The sequence below is a fragment of the Pseudomonas sp. SJZ080 genome, from assembly GCF_007828295.1.
Classification (GTDB): Bacteria; Pseudomonadota; Gammaproteobacteria; order Pseudomonadales; family Pseudomonadaceae; genus Aquipseudomonas; species Aquipseudomonas migulae_A.
Genome location: NZ_VIUK01000016.1, coordinates 141,998 through 161,254, shown reverse-complemented (window position 1 = coordinate 161,254; position 19,257 = coordinate 141,998). Strand labels below are relative to the sequence as shown.

Here is a 19,257-nt window from a genome sequence, read left to right as displayed (position 1 = left end):
ACCGCGGACTCACAGCTTGCCATCCACCCCTCTCACCCCAGAGCTTATTCCTAGATCTAGACACAAGCGGGCTTGCTCGCGAAAGCGGTGTGTCAGTCGAATTCAATGTGACTGACCCACCGCATTCGCGAGCAAGCCCGCTCCCACATTGGTTTTGTGGTGTTTGTGCTGAATCACAGGCACAAAAAAGCCGTGCCCGGATCACTCCGGGGCACGGCTTTTTTTACTGCGTCTTACTTGTTAACAGCGTCGGTCAGGCCTTTGGCCACAACCAGCTTGATAACTTTCTTGGCAGCGATTTCGATGGCAGCGCCAGTCGAAGGGTTACGGCCGGTACGGGCAGGACGCTCAGTCACTTTCAGTTTGCCGATACCTGGCAGAGTGATTTCGCCGCCGTTTTCCAGCTGATCGGCAACGATTTGGCCCAGTTGGTCCAGAGCGTTACGCGCGGTGGTTTTTGGCGCGTCGATAGCTTCAGCGATGTCGGCGATCAGTTGGTCTTTAGTAAGAGCCATGTAGTGTTCCTTCCCTATCAAATTCATATGGATTGCAGAGTGCAGTGTCAGCCATCGAGCCCGATCTTCTGGATCTGGCACCCTCGGCCAAATAACCACGGGATCGGGGTTATAGATACCGAAATCAGGGTTTGGTTCGACCTGACAAATGCTGAATGCACGCTTAACGCAGTGACTTCGCGTAAGACGGGGCAAAACTAGCACAGAGACGGGGAAATATCCGCCTCTAGCTACCCATTTGGTCAGCTTTATTGCTCTAAAACAGGAAAAAACTGCATAAGCAGCGGTGGTCGGCTGAAAATTGCCCTTCACCCCACCTGCAGGAGCTGCCGAAGGCTGCGATCTTTTGACCTGGACTTAAAAAAGATCGCAGCCTTCGGCAGCTCCTACGAGGGACGCGCTGCGGTACACTTGGCACTTTTTCGGGAGCCTGCCCTGCTCTCTCCAACCAGCCGCTTCAAACAGCCGAGAAGCCCATGCCGATCCGTCATTGCATCGTCCACCTGATCGACAAAAAACCCGACGGCACGCCCGCAGTTCTCCACGCTCGTGATTCGGAACTGGCCGAGTCGAGCGCCATCGAGAACATGCTTGCCGACCTCAACGAGAGCTATAACGCCAAACAAGGCAAGGCGTGGGGTTTCTTCCATGCCGAGTCCGGGGCGCATCCGTTCAGCGGCTGGCTGAAGGAATACCTCGACGGCGGCAAGGATTTCACCGCGTTCAGCCGTGTGGCGGTGGAACACCTGCAAAAACTGATGGAAGAGTCGAACCTCTCTGTGGGCGGCCACGTGCTGTTCGCGCATTATCAGCAGGGCATGACCGATTACCTGGCGATCGCGCTGCTGCACCACAGTGAAGGCGTTGCAGTGACCGATCAGCTGGACGTGACACCGTCCCGCCACCTCGACCTGGGGCAATTGCACCTGGCGGCGCGGATCAACGTCTCCGAGTGGCAGAACAACAAACAGTCCAAGCAGTACATTTCGTTCATCAAAGGCAAGAACGGGAAAAAGGTTTCGGAGTATTTCCGCGACTTCATCGGCTGCCAGGAAGGCGTCGACGGCCCCGGCGAAACCCGCACCCTGCTCAAGGCGTTCAGTGACTTCGTCGAAAGCGAAGACCTGCCGGAAGAGTCCGCCCGAGAGAAAACCAAGACCCTGGTGGATTACGCCAGCAGCCAGGCAAAAATGGGCGAACCCATGGGCCTGGAAGAGCTGTCGGAGCTGATCGACGAAGAACGCCCGAAGGCTTTCTACGATCACATCCGCAATAAAGACTACGGCCTGTCGCCAGAGATCCCGGCAGACAAACGCACCCTGAACCAGTTCCGCCGCTTCACTGGCCGTGCCGAAGGCTTGTCGATCAGCTTCGAAGCGCATCTGCTGGGCTCCAAGATCGAATACGACGAAGAAGCCGGCACGCTGATCATCAAAGGCCTGCCCACTCAGCTGACTGACCAGCTCAAGCGGCGCAACTGATGCTCGGCAGCGTACTGAAGAAATTCCTGCTGATCCTGCTGGTGGTCGTGGTCTATCAGAACTGGGGCAAGATCGAGCGGGTGTTCAACTCCTCGCAGGTGGTGTCCGAGCAGACTCAGGCCAAGGCCAGCGTCGTGCTCTACGCCACTGAATGGTGTGGTTACTGCAAACTGACCCGGCGCTATCTTGATCAGAAAGGCATTCCGTACAAGGAATTCGATATCGAGAAAGATGCCGAGGCGCGCAAGGCGTATGAGGCGTTGGGTGGCGGCGGAATTCCGATTATCGATGTGAACGGAACGTTGATTCGTGGGTATGACCCCGACGCGATCCTCGCAGCCCTGAAGTAATTCATCTGACTCACTCAATCCCTGTGGCGAGGGGGCTTGCCCCGTTGGGTAGCGAAGCGGCCCCAGCATTTCATCATCGAACCGCAGTGACAGGATTTACGACGGCTGCGCAGCCGAACGGGGCAAGCCCCCTCGCCACAACTACAAGTGTGCGTCAGCGTTTTTCGATGCGGAACCCAAACCGCGGAAAGTGCACATGCACCACGCCGCCCCGCTCGTCTTCTCGACGCAGAATCAATTCTTCCCTGCCCGCAAACGACAACTCCCCGGCCACCGGATCGACGCCATAATCGGTCGCGGCAATGACCACCTGCTGACCCGCCTCAAAACCATTCGGTTCATCGAACCGCTCATCCGGCAACGCGGCCGGTGTCGCATTGCGCGCCACTTCCAGCGCCTCTTCGGACGTCATATCGCTGAACGCGCCATGACCGAAGCCCATCACTCGCCCCAACCACGCAGAAACCGCCGGGTAAGCATCCACCAACGGCGCAGTCACCGGCGTCGCCTTGAGGAACCACAGACAATGAGCCAGGGCAAAGTCGGCAATCGACGGATCGCCGAACAGGAAATCACCCTGCTCGCGCTGAAGTTGCTGCTCCAGGCGCCCCATGATCGTCGGCCATTGATGCCGGGCTTGCTCAGCGGACAACCTGGTCGCGCTGCCACCGCTAAATAATCCGGCGCGATCGGCGACGAAGGCCTTGATCGCTTCCGGCGGCATTTTGGCGAAGCGCACGGCGATAGACTCCGGCTGAAACACCAGGCTGACCGCATGCTGGAACACCACCGAATCTGCCCAGGCGGCGAAGGCCGCCGAGATCATTTCCTGACCTTCCGGAAAAAACGCCGGTAAGGCCTTTTCCTGCTCCAGACGACGGGCGATCAGCGCGGTGTCGCAATAAATATCAGCGCCAATCTGCAACACCGGGGTCTTGCGATAGCCGCCAGTCAGGGCCGTCAGATCTGGCTTTGGCATCACCGGCGAAATGTTCACCGAGCGCCAGGACAGGCCCTTGAAGCCCAGCAACAGGCGGGCCTTTTCGGCAAAAAGGGACGTCGGGTAATGATGAAGAATCAACTCTGACATGCTCGGCTCCGCCGCACGGGTAATGAATCCGCAGCTTAGCGCGCAATCCATGAGCATCCCACCCATCTGCCTGATGGGAACTTATCAGTCAGATTGATAAGCCCGCCGCAAAGGTCGAGACCAGGCATTCCTTGGCGCTTTTCTTGAGTTTTTTGATCAGCCGTTCCTGGCGCAGCGCTTCGCTTTTATCGCGACAGGCTTCGGTGTAGACCAATGCCACGGCCGGGCTGGAGAGAAAGAAGCGCGCGCCCTTGCCGCTCTGGTGAGTGGCGAAGCGGCGGACGGGATCGTCGCTGATCCCGCAGTAGAGCGAACCATTGGCCGCGCGAACGAGGTACACGAACCACGGTTTGCTGACCGGCAGCGGTTCGGCGGCAATGACGGAGGATTCGCTCGGCGTGTTCACGTGAAGATCAAGGCTTGAAAGGAAACAAGCCGCGATCTTATCAGCGACTGGCCTGGAATGCCTTCAGCCCCTTCAAGGCCTGAGCGCGTACGGCGTTTCTCACCAGCGGCGTCCAGCCCAGCAACAAGCCTTTGAAGCCCAGTGCCTGTCGTGACCAGGCCCACAGATCGAAGCGGTCGTGGTGCTCGCAGATCTTGCCGTCACGAAACACGAACCGCGCCTGAATGTCGTTGACCACGGTGTTGCCGGTCTGGCTGAACAGGTAAGTCGCCACCCAATGCGCGCTGCCGGTGCGCTCATCGCTGCGCACGTTATCGAACGTCAGGGAAAAGTCCTTGGCGCGGGTGGTGAGCATGCGCCACATGTCACCGGCATCACGACCGCGCAGTTCGCCGAACGCCGGATCGCTGAACACCACATCGTCGGTGTAGCAGGCGCTCATGGCTTCGGCATCCAGCCGCTGAAAGGCTTGATAGAACTGGGTGATCAATGCGCTGTGGGCATCACTCATGTGCAGGCTCCCTGGGTGTGTAAACGGTTTTCGCAAGATTGCCTGCACGATAGTCAACAACGGCACGGAACACTACCGGCATTCGTGACGGGAATACCTTCTGGTGCGCTAATGCACCATGCCGCTGTCACGGGCATACGCGAAAAGATCCACATCCGTGGAAATGCCCAGCCGCTGCATGGCCATGCTTTTCTGTTTGCTGATGGTCGAGACGCTGCGTTTGAAGTAGCCGGCGATTTCGCTGACGGTCATGCCGCTGGCGAGCATTCTGACGACTTCATGTTCTTTGGCCGACAGCGAAGGTGAACCCGATTGAGCCTCGGCATCCGCCTGAACCAGCGCCGCGCGCAGGGATTCGCTGATAAACCGCCGCCCTTCGCTCACCGATTTGATTGCCAGGGGCAGCTCCGTTGCCGATGCGTCCTTGGCAATGATCACCATGACGCCTTGAGCGAAGGCCGCCCTCAGCGTCGTGACGTTGGCAAACATCGTGACCAGAATGATCGAGGTCGACGGGTAGCGACGTCGCAGCGTGCTGAGCATTTTCAGACCGTCTGCCTGTTGGTTGCCTGGCATGCAGAAGTCCGTGACCAACAGATCGCACGGCGTGGTTGAAAGTAGCCTGAACAGGCTGTCCGGGCCATCGGCTTCCCCCACGATCACACATGGTTTGCTCAGGTCGATGAGCATCCGCAAGCCGATACGAACGACCGGATGGTCGTCAGCGATGATTACGCGCATTGTCGGATTTATCCTGTTTGGTGACTGGAATGCGCGAAAAATAGCGCCGTCCGGTGTCGACCACAACGTCCAATCTTGACCGCGTAACCACCTCACCCAATGTATCCGGGGCCCTGTCCTTTCTCCGATAAAACAAAGAGAAGTGCCCTACATTTTTAAGCTACGCAGCCCACACAGAAAGACTACAGACAACAGTCCGAAAACTGACGGCATGGAGCCCGTAACACCCTTTCATACACCAAGCCGACCGTTTTCGTATTAGTTGCATTCCGCCTGGCTACCTCGATCGTTAGATTGCGCCCTGTCTGCAAAGGACAATTTCCGACAACCCTCCTTCAAGGAAGAGCGACACATGAACAAACATTTATCCCTTCTGACGGCTGCGTTGCTGCTGACTGGCGCATCGTCCGCGTTCGCTGCGTCCCAGACTGACCTCAAGGTTACAGGCACCATTACTCCGGTGGCCTGTGAACCGACACTCGCCAACGGCGGCGTCGTTGATTACGCAAAAATATCCTTCAAAGACCTGAATGAGACGACACCTACCGTACTCGGAGTAGAAACCATTCAACTCACAGTGAGCTGCACTGCATCGGCGCAGTTTGCGATCAGCACTATCGATAACCGGCCAGGCACATCATTCGTACCTGCCCAGATGGGACTAGGCCTGATTAACGGGACTGAAAAATTAGGCACCTATCAGCTGGGTTTTAAAAACCCGGTCGCGGACGTTCCAGTGCGCATTATGTCCTCGTATAACGAGGGCGATACTTGGTCAGAGTTTTTCGATGACGGCTCGATGGCAACAAACGACTGGATCGCGTTTGGTAACAACACCAGTGGCACCTGGACACCTGAGTTCGTTGAAAACGTCACAGTGGACATGTGGTTACACACCCAAATCGCCCCAACCAACAGCCTGACCCTCACCGACGAAGTCAAACTCGACGGCAACGCCACCCTGCAAATCAAATACCTGTAACCCGTCACCACTCAACGGGTAACGCCAGTCACCCGGCGTTGCCCGCTCACTCAAAGGACGACTCATCATGGAACGATGCTCCCTTGCTCTATTGGCTCCGCTGTTGCTCGCCAGCGCACCTTCAGCCCTTGCCGCCAGCAGCACCGACCTGAGCGTCACCGGGTTGATCACCCCCAAGTCCTGCACACCCATCCTCTCCAGTGGCGGCATTGTCCACCACGGAAAAGTGACGGTGAAGGATCTGAATCCGGATCAGCCCACACAGCTGGAAACCGGCACGCTGTACCTGTACGTGAACTGTGAAGGCGCCACGATGTTTACCCTGACGACCATCGACAACCGCGAAGGCTCGTCAGCCATCGACCCGCACCACCACGGCCTGGGCGTCATCAACGATGACCAGCACCTGGGCAGCGTGGCGTTTGGCCTGTTCGATGCCATAGCAGACAGCAACCCGGTGAAAACCATCATGTCCAGTAACGACGGGGCCAGCTGGCGAGTGTCGCCCTACCTGGGGCATGCCGGCCTGACCGCGTTTGCAATGCCTACCGACCTGGGCACACCGATCGCCATCAAAGACCTGCACACCCGGCTATCGGCCGTCACCACCATCGTTCGCGCGAATGACCTGACCCTGACCGATGAAGTCCCCATCGACGGGCACGTTACCGTACAGCTCAATTATTGACCGACCGGCCGGCATTGCCGGCCCCTTTTTCCGAACACTCAACGAGACACGTCATGACGATGTTTTTATCCCACACGCGCCATTTTCTGCATGGCGGTATCGCTGCGTTCGCCCTGTTTCTGGCGACCCAGGCCCAGGCTGACGGAATGGTCCCGAACACATCGGTGGTCATCGTCAACGAAGCCGATGGCGAAGCTTCCGTGACAGTGACCAACACCGATGCCAACCTGGCGCTGATGCACGTCACCATCGAAGACATTGCCGAGGACGGCGAAGCCCTGGTGTTTGTGACACCTCCGCTGGCACGCGTCGAAGCCTCGAAAACCCAGTTGGTGCGCTTCATTCTTCAAACCGAAAAACCGTTGCTTACCCAGCGTTTGAAGCGGGTGATCTTCGAAGGTATCCCTGAAGGAAAACCCGCCGCCGAAGCCGGGCATGCCCGTGTCGGCGTGACGGTGCGTCAGAATCTGCCGTTGATTATTCATCCCAAGGGGCTGGCGCCCAACCGCACGCCGTGGACCGACCTGCAATGGTCGCTGCAGGACGGTCAATTGACCGTGCGCAACGACACGCCTTACGTCGTACGCCTGGGCCAGGAAGTGCAATTACTGCCGTCAGCGGGCGGCGCGATATTGCCGAAAACCTACGTGTTGCCCGGTGAGCACATCAGCGTCAAGGCGCCTGAGGGGGCCGCGACGCAAGTGCGTTTTCAACCGGCGACGGTCTATGGTTTCGCGGTGCCGCATTACGAGGCCCCGATCAAATCCTGAACCCCCTGAGAGCGCTCATGAAGGAACAGTGAGCGTCTGTTTCGAGGCCACGGCCCTTCTGCCGTCGCCAAAGGCGTGTCTGAGCCACAGAGAATCGGTCAGCACGCCGGCATAACTCAAGTGAACCCAATGAACACAGTATTGATTTACCGTGATGGCGAAGCCGTGCCCGCTATTCAGACCGCCGCTCGCCCTCACCCTGGGCGGTGGACCACGGTTGCGCTGCTGCTGAGCAATGCGCTGATAGTGGTCGACGCCCACGGTAATGTGCCTGTGCCGGCATCGTTCGACAAAAACACACTGCTTCAGCGCGGCATCGACCCGGCGCTGGCGTCGGTGCTGATGCAAACGCCGCGATTCTCGGCAGGACGGCATCCCGTCACGCTCACAGTCAATGGCCAGAGCCATGGCCGGGTCGACGTCACGTTCGATCGCGAAGGCGCGTTGTGCTTCGATCGCGCCCTGCTCGATGCGGCCAACCTGAATGTGCCGGACCGTCTGCTGGGCGATAGTCAGTGCCACGATTTTCTCGGTCCCTCACCGCAGACCGTCATCGACCCGGATCCGACAAGCCTGGCCCTGTCACTGATCGTGCCCACCGATGCCATACGCCCCACTGCCCGGGATTTTTCGGGTTATCAAACCGGGGGCATCGCCGGTTTGCTCAACTACGACGTCAGCGGTTTGCGCAGCCAGTCCGGCGATCAGAGCAGCCGCTTCGCTTCGGCCAATACCGAAGCAGGTTTCAACGCCGGTGACTGGATCGTGCGCAGCCGTCAGGTGCAGACCTGGCAGGACGACGTTTCGCGCACCACGCACATCGCCGCCTACGCCCAACGCACGTTTGCCAGTCACGAAGCGGTGCTGCAAGCGGGCCAGATCAATCTGTATAACCCGGTGCTGGCCGGCGCGCAGATCACCGGCGTGCAAGTGTTGAATGAGGAAGCGCTGCAGATCGAAGGTCAAGGCGCGGTCATTGAAGGCATCGCCAACAGTCAGGCGCAGGTCGAAGTTCGGCAGAACGGTGCGCTGATCCATTCCACGGTGGTGCCGGCCGGGCCGTTTGCCCTGACCAATGTACGCCGGCTCAGCACCCGCTCCGACGTGGAAGTCACCATCAAGGAAGCCGATGGCAGTGAGCGCAGCTTTACCGTGCCGGCCGCGATGCTCGGCATCGGTTTGCCGGCGCCCGGTTATTCGCTCGCGGCCGGTCAGGTGCGCAGTACCGGTGACGAACAGGGCGGCGATCCTTGGGTGATCAGCGGCGGCTGGAGCGGTGCACTTACGCCGCAACTGTTGCTCAGCGCAGGCCTGACCGGTGCCGCCGATTACCGCGCGGCGGGCGTCAGCGTCGGCCTGCTGCCATCGCCCGTTACCCAGGTTCAAGCCACGCTCACCGGTGCCGCCGCCGGTGGCCGGCAAGCCAGTCAGGGGCTTCAGGCTGACTTGAGCGCATCGCACCGTTTAAGCGAGCAGTGGGCGTTCAATGCCGGCAGTTCTTACCGGACCCTTGGCTACCGTGAACTGCAAGACGCGGTGTTCGACAACACTTCCGATGACAGTAAATCCCGCTACCGCGACCAGCTAAGCGCTGCCTTGTCCTGGTCGCACCCGTGGGTCGGCGCGTTCAGCGGCGGTGTCAGCCGATCGAGCTCGTTCGACGGCCAAAGCAGCAGCCGCGCCCTCGCTTCCTGGGGCACCAACATCGGTGGTGTGTCGATTTCGGCGACGGCGGAATGGCAAGTCAGCGGCGCAAACCGCAACGACGATAGCGTCTACCTGAACCTCAGCATTCCCTTGGGCGAGAACCGCCGGGCACGCACCTGGGTGCGCAGCTCCGCTGGCGAATACCGCAGCGGTGTGGGTTTGAATGAACAGATCAACGATCAACTGGCCTACCGGGTCGGCGTCGAGCACGACACCCGGGACAAGGAAGTGCAGACCACCGCCGGCGTTTCACTGTTGCCGCGCTACACCCAACTGGATTTGAACTACACCCGCGACGATGCCGAACGCTCGAGCTATCAGGCCAGTGCCCGCGGTGGCGTCGTGCTGCATGGCGGCGGCGTGACGCTCTCGCCTTACCCGGTGAGCGACACCTTTGCCCTGCTGTCGGTGGGCGACATGGGCGCCATCAAAGTGTCGACGCCCAGCGGTCCGGTATGGACCGACTGGCAAGGCCAGGCCGTCATCCCGCAGGTGGCGGCTTACGGCCGCAGCGCGGTGGAAGTCGACACCAAAACCCTGCCGCGCAACGCCGACATTCACAACGGGCTGGCGGTGATTTCGGCCGGCCGCGGCGCCGTCGACAGCATCGAGTTCGGCCTCACCCTGACCCGCCGCGCGTTGCTCAAGGCCACCACCGCCAACGGCGCGCCCCTGCCCCGCGGCGCATCGGTGAACACCGAGGATGGCGAGTTCGTCACCCTGGTGCAGGACGGCGGCCTGGTGTTTCTGCCCAACGTCCTCGACGCCCGAGCGCTGTGGATCAGCGCACCGGGGCTGGAGCGCTGCGAACTGCATTTCGAGCTGCCGGCGGACGCCGACACCAACGCGTATTACGAAACCGCCCCCGCCAAGTGCCGAGCCCTTTGAGGATGATGTTCATGAACCTGCCCCGCTATTTGCTACTGCCTCTGGCGCTGAGCGCTTTCACCCCGTTCGCCTGGGCGTCTGCGGATGAATGCCAGTTCAACCTGAGCCAGCCCGTGCTGGATTACGGGCTGATGAACCGGGCGATACGTCCCGACTCGGCCCCCGAACGAAAGCTCGGCGAACGTCAGCTGAGCCTGAGCCTGAGCTGCTCGCAACCCACCGACATGAGCGTGTTTTATCGCGCCATGGCGGCGACGGCCGAACGTTTTCACTTTGCCGAACGTGGCAGCTATCAGGTGCGCGTTCACGACGCGGTGCTGGATGGCCAACCGGTAGAGATCGGCTTGATTGCCGGTGTGGGCCAGCCGCCTGCCGTCACGGCATCGAACCTGATCTGGCGCCCGGCGCACGGCGTCGTTCCGGTGCAGGGCGGGGCGGCGCTGCACGGTCGTACTTTTTCCGCACAAATCGAGCTGACTGCCTGGGTTCAAGAGCAAGGGATGCAGGTACGCGACGCTGTCACCTGGGAGACCACCGGCGTGTTCGACGCCGTCACTGCCGGGCGCACCCGCGAGGCGACCTTGCGCGCCCGCTTCGCGCCAGCGGCCTGCGAACCGGGGCTGTCCAACGGCGGCGTGGTCGCCTTCGGCACCCTGTCGAAAAATGACCTGAGCCCGGACAAAAGCACTCGCCTGCCGCCACGCTCATTGAATCTGAGGGTGGGCTGCGACGCGCCCACTTCGTTCGCGCTGATCATGCACGACAACCGCTCGGGCTCGGCCACCGTCGACAGCGACATTCACTACGGCCTCGGCAAGGACAACCGCAACAACAACATCGGCCTGTATTCGCTGAATGTCGACCCGGCCAGCACCAGCGCCGACGGCCTCGCGCGCCTGCACCTGATCGACTCCACCACCGGCGGCATGGCCTGGAGCACGGCCGGCTCCGTCTCTGTGCCCATCAGCAAAAGCCGCTACCTGGGCTTCACCGACAACCTCGGCATGGCCGGCCCGGCGCTGATCCAGAACCTCAGCACCACGGTGACCGTGGAGGCCGTCATCGCCCCCACCAACAGCCTGGATCTGAGCAGCGCCATCGACCTCGATGGCGCGGGAACGATCGAGATTATTTATCTGTAGCACCCAACCCGATCCTGCTGAATCCGCGGCGTACTTGAGCACCTCGGAGCAGTCAGGACACACGACAATAGAAGTGAGTAGACAATGATGAAAAAGTACTTTGCAGCACTCTCCGCCACCGCGTTGATCAGCATGGCGCCCTATGCGCTGGCGGCGTCGAGCACTGACCTGAGCGTCACCGGCACGATCACACCCAATGCTTGCGAACCGAAATTGTCCGATGGCGGGAACGTGCATCACGGCAAAATTTCGTCGAAGGATTTGAATAAGGACAGAGCAACGAGACTGACAGACAAGACATTGCAACTCACCGTGAATTGCGACTCGGCGATAGCGTTCAGGCTGAAACCAATCGATAACCAGGATGGTTCGGATTCGGATGGGGGCAGTGGATTCGGCCTGGGCCTTATCAATGGCGACGTAAACCAAAAGATCGGCTACATCGACCCAAGGTTCGTGGCGCCACTGGGAGATGGTACTGCCGTAAAGCCCATACACTCTTACAACAATGGCGGCACATGGGGAACCTGGCAAGGGTTGACACCTAGAGCCATCTCTGCATTCGCCGCCGTCGGTGGTCCAAACACTCCAATAGCGATCAAGGATTTCCAAACTGGTTTACTGATAAGGACCTCCATCGCCCGCGCCGACTCACTCGACTTGACTAACGACGTGGCGATCGACGGCTCGGTCACCCTCGAAGTCTTGTACCCATAACACCGTAGCCGACCTTGCCCGGGGTCACGCTTCGGGCAAGGACTGATTCCGCTGACCACCATAGCGAAACCTGTCCCATGAAAAAATTTCCACACGCTCTGACGATGGCGTTCATCGCCCTGACTTCACCGCTCGCCTTCGCCGCATCGAGCACTGACTTGAGCGTTACCGGCACCATCACGCCCCGTGCTTGCACACCGCTGCTGTCCGAGGGCGGGAATGTGGACCATGGCAAAATTTCGTCGAAGGATTTGAATAAGGACAAAGTCACAAAGCTGGCCATCAAGACATTGCAACTCACCGTGAATTGCGACTCGCCAATAGCGTTCAGGTTGAATCCGATCGATAACCAGCTCGGCTCTTCGATAGACACTGGATTTATGTGGGGCCTGGGGAAAATCAATGGGGATCAGAATCTCGGTGGCTATGAGCTACAACTGTCCGCGCCACTGGCGGACGGTGTAAGCGTATATCCTCTGATTTCCTATGATAATGGCAGCACTTGGACCCGCTCTAGCTTCATGGCGCCTTCTGCCATTTCTTCATTCAGCGCCACGTCTGTTCCCGCCATTCCGGTAGCTATCAAGGATCTGGTAACGAACCTCAAGGTATACACCGTCATTGCCCGCGCCGACTCACTCGACCTGACCAACGATGCCGCTATCGACGGCTCGGCCACCCTCGAAGTCTTGTACCCATAACACCTTAGCAGACCTTGCCCGGGGTCACGCTTCGGGCAAGGACTTATTCCGCTGACCCACCATTGCGAATCCTGTCCCATGAAAAAATTTCCACACGCTCTGACGATGGCGTTCATCGTCCTGACTTCACCCCTCGCCTTCGCTGCATCGAGCACTGACCTGAGCGTCACCGGCACGATCACGCCCAACGCGTGTACGCCGACGTTGTCTGACGGGGGCATCGTCAACATCGGGAAGATCTCGGCAAAGGATCTCGACCTAACTTCAAACACCTTGGTGAACACCCAGCCGATGCAACTAAATGTCAATTGCAATGCAGCAAATATGTTTGCGCTGAACGCTATCGACAACAAGGCCGCGACCTCATTGGCCGATAATTGGTTCGGTCTGGGGGAAACCAACGCACTTGAAAAACTGGGTATATTCCGAGCGGTTATCAAAAGCGCTTTGGCGGATGGGGAAACTGTTCAAGCGATCTACTCGCTAGACGGTGGAGCGGTGTGGGGGCGCACAAATCAAATAGGCCCTGGAGAGCTGACATCGGTAGGAGTTAACCACCCCCTTCCCGTTAAAGACCTGACAATGGAACTGGAAATCCAGACCTATATCGCCCGGGCGGACAGCCTGACCCTGACCGACGAGATCACCGTCGACGGTTCTGCAACATTCGAAATGAAGTACTTCTAAATGATGCCGGCTCTCCTTTACAGGAGAGCCGTTTTTTACCTCAAATGAATGAGCGCTCATTAATGAAAAACCACTTCATAACAATTGCAGCTGCAGTACTGATCAGCACAGCCCCATTTGCCTTCGCCGCGTCGAGCACTGACCTGACCGTCAAAGGCACGATCACCCCACTCGCCTGCTCACCGACACTGTCCAACAGCGGCCTCGTCAACTACGGAAAAATCTCCCGGCAAGACCTTAGCGTGGACAAGCGAACACGACTGCGCGACCAGACGCTCGACCTCAGCATCCAGTGCAAAGCGCCCGCGCGCTTCGCTCTGATGATGCACGACAACCGCGATGGCTCGGCCGTCGTCAACAGCGAGATTTACTACGGTCTGAACCACGATGGCAGCGGTAACAAAGTCGGCTTGTACTCATTGAACTTCGATCCGTCCACCACGGTGGTGGACGATCTGCCGCAGGTCTTTCGCACGGACTCCACCACCGGAGGCATAGCCTGGAGTTCATCCAACAGCCGTTCCATTCCGATTGGCGCCAGAAGTTACCTGGGGTTTACCAACGTGGCCGGCAGCAACGCCGGCCCGATTGCCATCCAGAGCCTGACGAGCCGGGTCATCCTTGAAACGGTCATCTCGCCCACTTCCGAACTGGACCTGAGCACCGATGTGCAACTCGACGGCTCGGCAACGCTGGACGTTGTGTATCTGTAGTCAGACCTTTTCGCTGACCACCTGAACGTACAACGAACGCCCGGCGCCGAGGCCGGCGAGGATGGCGCCGAGGCCGATCACGCCGAAGATCCAGCCGATGGCGTTCCAGCCGCCGGTCCAGTCGTGCACGATGCCGACCGCGAACGGCCCCATGGACGCCAGGGTGTAACCGAAGCCCTGGGCCATGCTCGACAGGTTCGCCGCCACGTGCGAATCCCGCGAGCGCAACACGATCAGGGTCAACGCCAGGCTGAACGTACCGCCCTGCCCCAGACCGAGCAGGATCGCCCAGCCCCACAGGCCTTCGATCGGCGCGTAAAGGCAACCGAACAGCCCGCCGAGGGTCAGCGCCATGACGATCACGATCGCCAGGCGCTGATCCTTGCCGCGCGTGGCCAGCCACGGTGCCGCCAGTGAACTGGCCAACTGGATGATCACCGAACCCGACAGGACGAGCCCCGCCTGGGTCGGCGTCAGGCCGCGGCCGATCAGGATCGACGGCAACCAGCCGAACACGATGTAGGCCAGCGATGATTGCAGGCCCATGTACAAGGTCACTTGCCAGGCCAACGGGTCACGCAACAAACCGCGAACACGGTAGGCAACGTTGTGCGCGCCGTGTTTCTGACCGACTTGCGGCAACCAGAAAATCGCCGCCGCCAACGCCGGAATCACCCAGAAGCCGAGGCCCAAGGCCCAGCTTTTGTCGAAGTGTTCACTCAACGGCACGGTCGCGCCCGCCGCCATGGCTGCGCCCAGGCACAGGGCCATGGTGTAGACGCCAGTCATGGTACCTGCGTGTTTGGCGAAGTCGCGTTTGACGATGCCCGGCAACAAGACGCCAATCACCCCGATGCTCGCGCCGGCCAGCACGCTGCCGGCAAACAGGCCGATTTCACCGAATGAACTGCGCAGGATGATTCCGCCCGCCAGCGTCAGAAGAATGCCCAGCACCACCCGTTCGGCGCCGAAACGGCGCGCCAGAATCGGCGCCAGCGGCGCAAACAAGCCAAGGCAAAGCACCGGCAAGGTTGTCAGCAAACCGGCCTGCGCTGCCGACAACCCCAAGGTCTTCGAGATGTCGCTGAGCATCGGCGCCATGCTCGACAGTGCCGGGCGCAGGTTTAGCGCGACCAGAATCAGGCCGAGCAATAACAGCCACGGACGCCGCAGGATCGGGTGACTCTGCTGGACCGCTTCGTCATCGGCCTCGGCATCGATCAGCAGTTCCTCGAGCTCCGCCGTGCGCTTGGCTTCAGTGATGTGACGGTTGCTGCTGGACATGGCGTTCTCGGTTTCAAGGTTCATTGATCAACTGCCTCGACAGGGCTTTGGCCCGTTCCGGGTCGCGTTGCTCGACGGCATCGAGCAGGTCGACGTGCAGGTCGAACACTTCCTGGCGGCGAGGCGTGATGCTCAAGGTCTGGCGCAGTTGTGCGCCGACGACGCTGGAGAAATAGCGATACAACTCGCTGAGGGTCGGGTTGTGCGCGGCGTCCACCAGGCGACGGTGGAACACCAGGTCGCAGGCGATGTAGCTGTCGAGATCGCCGTGATAGTGATCGCCGCTGACGTTGAGCGCTTTGCGTAATTCGATGAGGTCTTCATCGGTCCTGCGCAGGGCGGCAAGGCCGATGGCCTCGACTTCAAGGATGTGCCGTGTTTCCCGCGCCTGTTCGAGGGAGCAGCGGGACAACGCTTTCAAGGTGTCCAGCGGATCGATCACGGCCCGTAAATAGCTGCCGTCACCCTGGCGGATTTCGATCAAACCGGAAAACGCCAACACGCGCATGGCTTCGCGCACGGTGTTGCGGCTGATGCCCAGTTCTGCGGACAACTCAGGCTCGGTGGGCAGGCGTTGGCCGACAGCCCAGACGCCTTCGGTGATGCGCAGGCGCAACTGATCCAGGGCCTGATCGACCAGGGATCGCTTAACTAATGGAGACATTTCTGACATAGGATTCGCCCTTTCATCCAATCATAGGATGAATTTTCTGACATGTTAGTCAGCTTGGCCCGACAAGGCAACGGCCCACACAAACCCTGCAGGCGCCGGCTTGCTGGCGATCACCGTTTCACATTCAACATGGATGGCGGCTGTTTCAACGCCGTCGCCAGCAAGCCGGCTCCTACAGGTGCGCGGTGCGCATCCGCCTTTATGCCCTGACATGCAGGCGCCGGCTTGCTGGCGATCACCGTTTCATATTCAACATGGATGGCGGCTGTTTCAGCGCCATCGCCAGCAAGCCGGCTCCTACAGGTGCGCGGTGCACATCCGCCTTTATGCCCTGACCTGCAGGCGCCGGCTTACTGGCGATCACCGTTTCACATTCAACATGGATGGCGGCTGTTTCAGCGCCATCGCCAGCAAGCCGGCTCCTACAGGTGCGTGGTGCGCATCCGCATTTATGCCCTGACATGTAGGAGCCGGCTTGCTGGCGATGGCGATGGCATCGACACATTCAGAACTGAACTTTGAAAACGCCTCTCACTATTGCGCACTAGCCTTCTGTTTCTTTCAAAACACAGGAGGGCAATGGAGTGCCCGATCTTCCCCACGCCAATCGCTTGCGCGCCGGCCGCTATTCCCAAACCGGCCAAATCTATCTGCTGACGGCTGTCACCTGGAACCGCGCCCCCTTTTTTTACTGACTGGCGGACAGGACGCCTGGTGGTGGAGCGCTTTCGCCAGGCGCATACAGAAGAATGGGTCGATTCCCTTGCCTGGGTGGTGATGCCTGACCATTTTCATTGGCTGGTCGAACTGAAGAACAATTCGTTGTCGGCGTTGGTACTGGCAACCAAATCGCACAGCGCACGGGCGGTAAACGCGCGGTTGGAGCGCAAAGGGATGGTATGGCAGAGAGGTTTCCACGACCGTGCGATTCGCCGTGAAGAGGATCTGCAAGCGGTCGCCCGATACATCGTTGCCAACCCATTGCGTGCAGGGCTTGTCACACGCGTGCACGATTACCCATTGTGGGATGCCAAATGGTTATAACCGGGATCTCGGTGGAGGCTGTTATGCCGCCATCGCCAGCAAGCCGGCTCCTACAGTACACGGTACGCATCCGCAGTCATGTCCTGACATGACCTTGTAGGAGCCGGCTTGCTGGCGATCACCGTTTCACATTCAACATGGATGGCGGCTGTTTCACCGCCATCGCCAGCAAGCCGGCTCCTACGGTACGCGGTACGCATCCGCAGTCATGTCGGCAGGGGGAGGGTTTCATTGGGCAAAAAAAACCCGGAACAGCGTCCGGGTTTATTTCACTGCCTGGCTTCGATCAATGCAGGATCTGGCTCAAGAACAACTTGGTCCGGTCATTCTGCGGATTATCGAAGAAGTCGTTTGGCGCCGCCTGTTCAACGATCTCGCCCTTGTCCATGAAGATCACGCGGTTGGCCACGGTGCGGGCGAAGCCCATTTCGTGGGTCACGCAGAGCATGGTCATGCCGTCTTCGGCCAGGCCGATCATGGTGTCCAGCACCTCTTTCACCATCTCAGGGTCGAGTGCCGAAGTCGGTTCGTCGAACAGCATGATTTTCGGTTTCATGCACAGGGCACGGGCAATCGCCACACGCTGTTGCTGGCCGCCGGACAGTTGCCCCGGGAATTTATGCGCCTGCTCCGGAATGCGTACGCGCTCCAGGTAATGCATGGCGATTTCTTCGGCCTTGCGCTTGGGCATCTTGCGCACCCACATCGGCGCCAGCGTGCAGTTCTGCAGGATGGTCAGGTGCGGGAACAGGTTGAAGTGCTGGAACACCATGCCGACTTCACGACGGACCGATTCGATCTGCTTGAGGTCGTTGGTCAGTTCCACGCCATCGACCACGATGCGGCCTTGCTGGTGTTCTTCCAGACGATTGAGGCAACGGATGGTGGTGGATTTGCCGGAACCCGATGGGCCGCACAGGACGATACGCTCGCCCTGTTTAACGTTCAGGTTGATGTCTTTCAACACGTGGAACTGGCCGTACCACTTGTTCACGCCCTGCATCTGAATAATGCCTTCAGGGCTCACAGGCTTTTTGATTGCTTCGCTCATGACAAAACTCCTAACGCTTGTGGCCTGTATCCAGCTTACGTTCCAAATGCATGGAATAGCGGGACATACCAAAACAGAAAATCCAGAACACCAGGGCCGCGAACACATAGCCTTCAGTGGCCATGCCCAGCCATTTCGGGTCGGCGGCGGCTTGTTTGACGCTGTTGAGCAAGTCGAACAGGCCGATGATGATCACCAGGCTCGTGTCCTTGAACAGCGCAATGAAGGTGTTGACGATGCCAGGGATTACCAGCTTCAGGGCTTGCGGCAGAATCACCAGGCCCATGCTGCGCCAGTAACCGAGGCCCATCGCGGCGGCGGCTTCGTACTGACCTTTCGGGATCGCTTGCAGACCGCCCCGCACCACTTCGGCGACGTAAGCCGACTGGAACAGGATCACGCCGATCAGCGCCCGCAGCAGTTTGTCGAAGTTCATGCCTTCAGGCAGGAACAACGGCAGCATCACCGAGGACATGAACAGCACTGTGATCAACGGCACGCCGCGCCAGAATTCGATGAAGGTCACGCAGACCACTCGAATCGCCGGCATGTTCGAACGACGACCCAGGGCCAGGACAATCCCCAACGGCAACGCACCGGCAATGCCGACAGTGGCGATCACCAGAGTCAGCATCAGGCCGCCCCATTGGCTGGTCGCCACCTGGGTCAGGCCGAAAACGCCGCCATGCAACAGGCACCAGGCAATGATCGGGTACAGCACCAGAAAGCTCAGGCCATACACGGCTTTATGGTGGAAGCGCGAGATGAACAACGGTGCCACGCCGATCACCGCCAGCCACACAGTCAGGTCCACGCGCCAGCGCAGGTCCATCGGGTAGTAGCCGTACATGAACTGGCCAAAGCGCTGCTGGATGAACACCCAGCAGGCGCCTTCCTTGGTGCAATCGGCCTGGCTGGTGCCGACCCAGTTGGCGTCAATGATCGCCCATTCCAGAATCGGCGGAACGATCAGATAAATCAGGTAGAACGCGAACAGCGTCAGCAAGGTGTTGAGCCAGCTGGAGAACATGTTCGCGCGCATCCACGCCATCGGCCCGAAGACTTTGCTCGGTGGCGGCATGTCAGGTTTGAATGTATGAGTACTCATGCGCTTTT

20 protein-coding genes and 1 pseudogene are annotated in these 19,257 nt (G+C 59.5%); 12 read left to right on the top strand and 9 right to left on the bottom strand.

Annotation, left to right across the window (positions count from 1 at the left end; genetic code table 11):
• Window positions 1-233 precede the first annotated feature (233 nt).
• A complete protein-coding gene (locus FBY04_RS20755; RefSeq protein ID WP_007905514.1) occupies window positions 234-515 on the bottom strand; it encodes an HU family DNA-binding protein in 282 nt (93 codons plus the stop codon).
• A 476-nt stretch (window positions 516-991) separates the two neighbouring features.
• Here FBY04_RS20755 and yejK point away from each other — a divergent pair, with 476 nt between their 5' ends.
• A complete protein-coding gene (gene yejK, locus FBY04_RS20750; protein ID WP_008026670.1) occupies window positions 992-1,996 on the top strand; it encodes a nucleoid-associated protein YejK in 1,005 nt (334 codons plus the stop codon).
• Window positions 1,996-2,346, top strand: coding sequence for a glutaredoxin family protein (locus tag FBY04_RS20745; protein ID WP_145316636.1), 351 nt, complete (start codon window positions 1,996-1,998; stop codon window positions 2,344-2,346). The genes yejK and FBY04_RS20745 overlap by 1 nt, the downstream gene beginning before the upstream one ends.
• A gap of 154 nt (window positions 2,347-2,500) precedes the next feature.
• On the opposite strand, the gene FBY04_RS20740 is transcribed toward FBY04_RS20745, so the two are convergent.
• The 4 genes from FBY04_RS20740 to FBY04_RS20725 form a co-directional block, all read right to left on the bottom strand.
• On the bottom strand, window positions 2,501-3,436 hold the full coding sequence (locus FBY04_RS20740; RefSeq protein ID WP_145316634.1) for a glutathione S-transferase family protein: 936 nt from the start codon (window positions 3,434-3,436) through the stop codon (window positions 2,501-2,503).
• An 88-nt stretch (window positions 3,437-3,524) separates the two neighbouring features.
• A complete protein-coding gene (locus FBY04_RS20735) occupies window positions 3,525-3,842 on the bottom strand; it encodes a GIY-YIG nuclease family protein (protein ID WP_145316632.1) in 318 nt (105 codons plus the stop codon).
• Window positions 3,843-3,882: 40 nt separating this feature from the next.
• Window positions 3,883-4,353, bottom strand: a complete 471-nt coding sequence (locus FBY04_RS20730; protein WP_084323709.1) for a nuclear transport factor 2 family protein — start codon at window positions 4,351-4,353, stop codon at window positions 3,883-3,885.
• 108 nt (window positions 4,354-4,461) lie between these two features.
• Complete coding sequence (locus FBY04_RS20725) at window positions 4,462-5,094, bottom strand: response regulator transcription factor (protein ID WP_145316630.1); 633 nt, start codon at window positions 5,092-5,094, stop codon at window positions 4,462-4,464.
• A gap of 352 nt (window positions 5,095-5,446) precedes the next feature.
• Here FBY04_RS20725 and FBY04_RS20720 point away from each other — a divergent pair, with 352 nt between their 5' ends.
• The 9 genes from FBY04_RS20720 to FBY04_RS20680 all read left to right on the top strand — a co-directional run bounded on the left by FBY04_RS20720 (window position 5,447) and on the right by FBY04_RS20680 (window position 14,089).
• Complete coding sequence (locus tag FBY04_RS20720) at window positions 5,447-6,076, top strand: DUF1120 domain-containing protein (protein WP_145316628.1); 630 nt, start codon at window positions 5,447-5,449, stop codon at window positions 6,074-6,076.
• Between the two features lie 67 nt (window positions 6,077-6,143).
• Window positions 6,144-6,764, top strand: a complete 621-nt coding sequence (locus tag FBY04_RS20715; protein ID WP_145316626.1) for a DUF1120 domain-containing protein — start codon at window positions 6,144-6,146, stop codon at window positions 6,762-6,764.
• Window positions 6,765-6,817: 53 nt separating this feature from the next.
• Window positions 6,818-7,534 carry a fimbria/pilus chaperone family protein gene (locus tag FBY04_RS20710; protein WP_145316624.1) on the top strand — a complete coding sequence of 239 codons (717 nt, stop codon included), beginning with the start codon at window positions 6,818-6,820 and terminating at the stop codon, window positions 7,532-7,534.
• 129 nt (window positions 7,535-7,663) lie between these two features.
• A complete protein-coding gene (locus FBY04_RS20705; RefSeq protein ID WP_145316622.1) occupies window positions 7,664-10,129 on the top strand; it encodes a fimbria/pilus outer membrane usher protein in 2,466 nt (821 codons plus the stop codon).
• An 11-nt stretch (window positions 10,130-10,140) separates the two neighbouring features.
• Window positions 10,141-11,271, top strand: coding sequence for a DUF1120 domain-containing protein (locus tag FBY04_RS20700; protein ID WP_145316620.1), 1,131 nt, complete (start codon window positions 10,141-10,143; stop codon window positions 11,269-11,271).
• Window positions 11,272-11,355: 84 nt separating this feature from the next.
• Complete coding sequence (locus tag FBY04_RS20695) at window positions 11,356-11,988, top strand: DUF1120 domain-containing protein (protein WP_145316618.1); 633 nt, start codon at window positions 11,356-11,358, stop codon at window positions 11,986-11,988.
• A 77-nt stretch (window positions 11,989-12,065) separates the two neighbouring features.
• A complete protein-coding gene (locus FBY04_RS20690) occupies window positions 12,066-12,689 on the top strand; it encodes a DUF1120 domain-containing protein (protein WP_145316616.1) in 624 nt (207 codons plus the stop codon).
• A 78-nt stretch (window positions 12,690-12,767) separates the two neighbouring features.
• Window positions 12,768-13,376: a DUF1120 domain-containing protein gene (locus FBY04_RS20685; RefSeq protein WP_145316614.1), complete on the top strand. Its 609-nt coding sequence runs from the start codon at window positions 12,768-12,770 to the stop codon at window positions 13,374-13,376.
• Between the two features lie 62 nt (window positions 13,377-13,438).
• On the top strand, window positions 13,439-14,089 hold the full coding sequence (locus FBY04_RS20680) for a DUF1120 domain-containing protein (RefSeq protein ID WP_145316612.1): 651 nt from the start codon (window positions 13,439-13,441) through the stop codon (window positions 14,087-14,089).
• Here FBY04_RS20680 and FBY04_RS20675 read toward each other — a convergent pair whose 3' ends face one another.
• Window positions 14,090-15,397 carry a CynX/NimT family MFS transporter gene (locus FBY04_RS20675; RefSeq protein WP_084323721.1) on the bottom strand — a complete coding sequence of 436 codons (1,308 nt, stop codon included), beginning with the start codon at window positions 15,395-15,397 and terminating at the stop codon, window positions 14,090-14,092.
• Window positions 15,387-16,046: a FadR/GntR family transcriptional regulator gene (locus FBY04_RS20670; RefSeq protein WP_084323722.1), complete on the bottom strand. Its 660-nt coding sequence runs from the start codon at window positions 16,044-16,046 to the stop codon at window positions 15,387-15,389. The genes FBY04_RS20675 and FBY04_RS20670 overlap by 11 nt, the downstream gene beginning before the upstream one ends.
• Window positions 16,047-16,630: 584 nt before the next feature.
• Between FBY04_RS20670 and FBY04_RS20665 the strand changes: the two are divergent.
• A pseudogene (locus tag FBY04_RS20665) lies at window positions 16,631-17,090 on the top strand (transposase).
• Window positions 17,091-17,376: 286 nt separating this feature from the next.
• On the opposite strand, the gene FBY04_RS20660 reads toward FBY04_RS20665, so the two are convergent.
• Complete coding sequence (locus tag FBY04_RS20660; RefSeq protein WP_074879996.1) at window positions 17,377-18,141, bottom strand: amino acid ABC transporter ATP-binding protein; 765 nt, start codon at window positions 18,139-18,141, stop codon at window positions 17,377-17,379.
• Between the two features lie 10 nt (window positions 18,142-18,151).
• Window positions 18,152-19,249 carry an amino acid ABC transporter permease gene (locus FBY04_RS20655; protein ID WP_084320500.1) on the bottom strand — a complete coding sequence of 366 codons (1,098 nt, stop codon included), beginning with the start codon at window positions 19,247-19,249 and terminating at the stop codon, window positions 18,152-18,154.
• Window positions 19,250-19,257 lie beyond the last annotated feature (8 nt).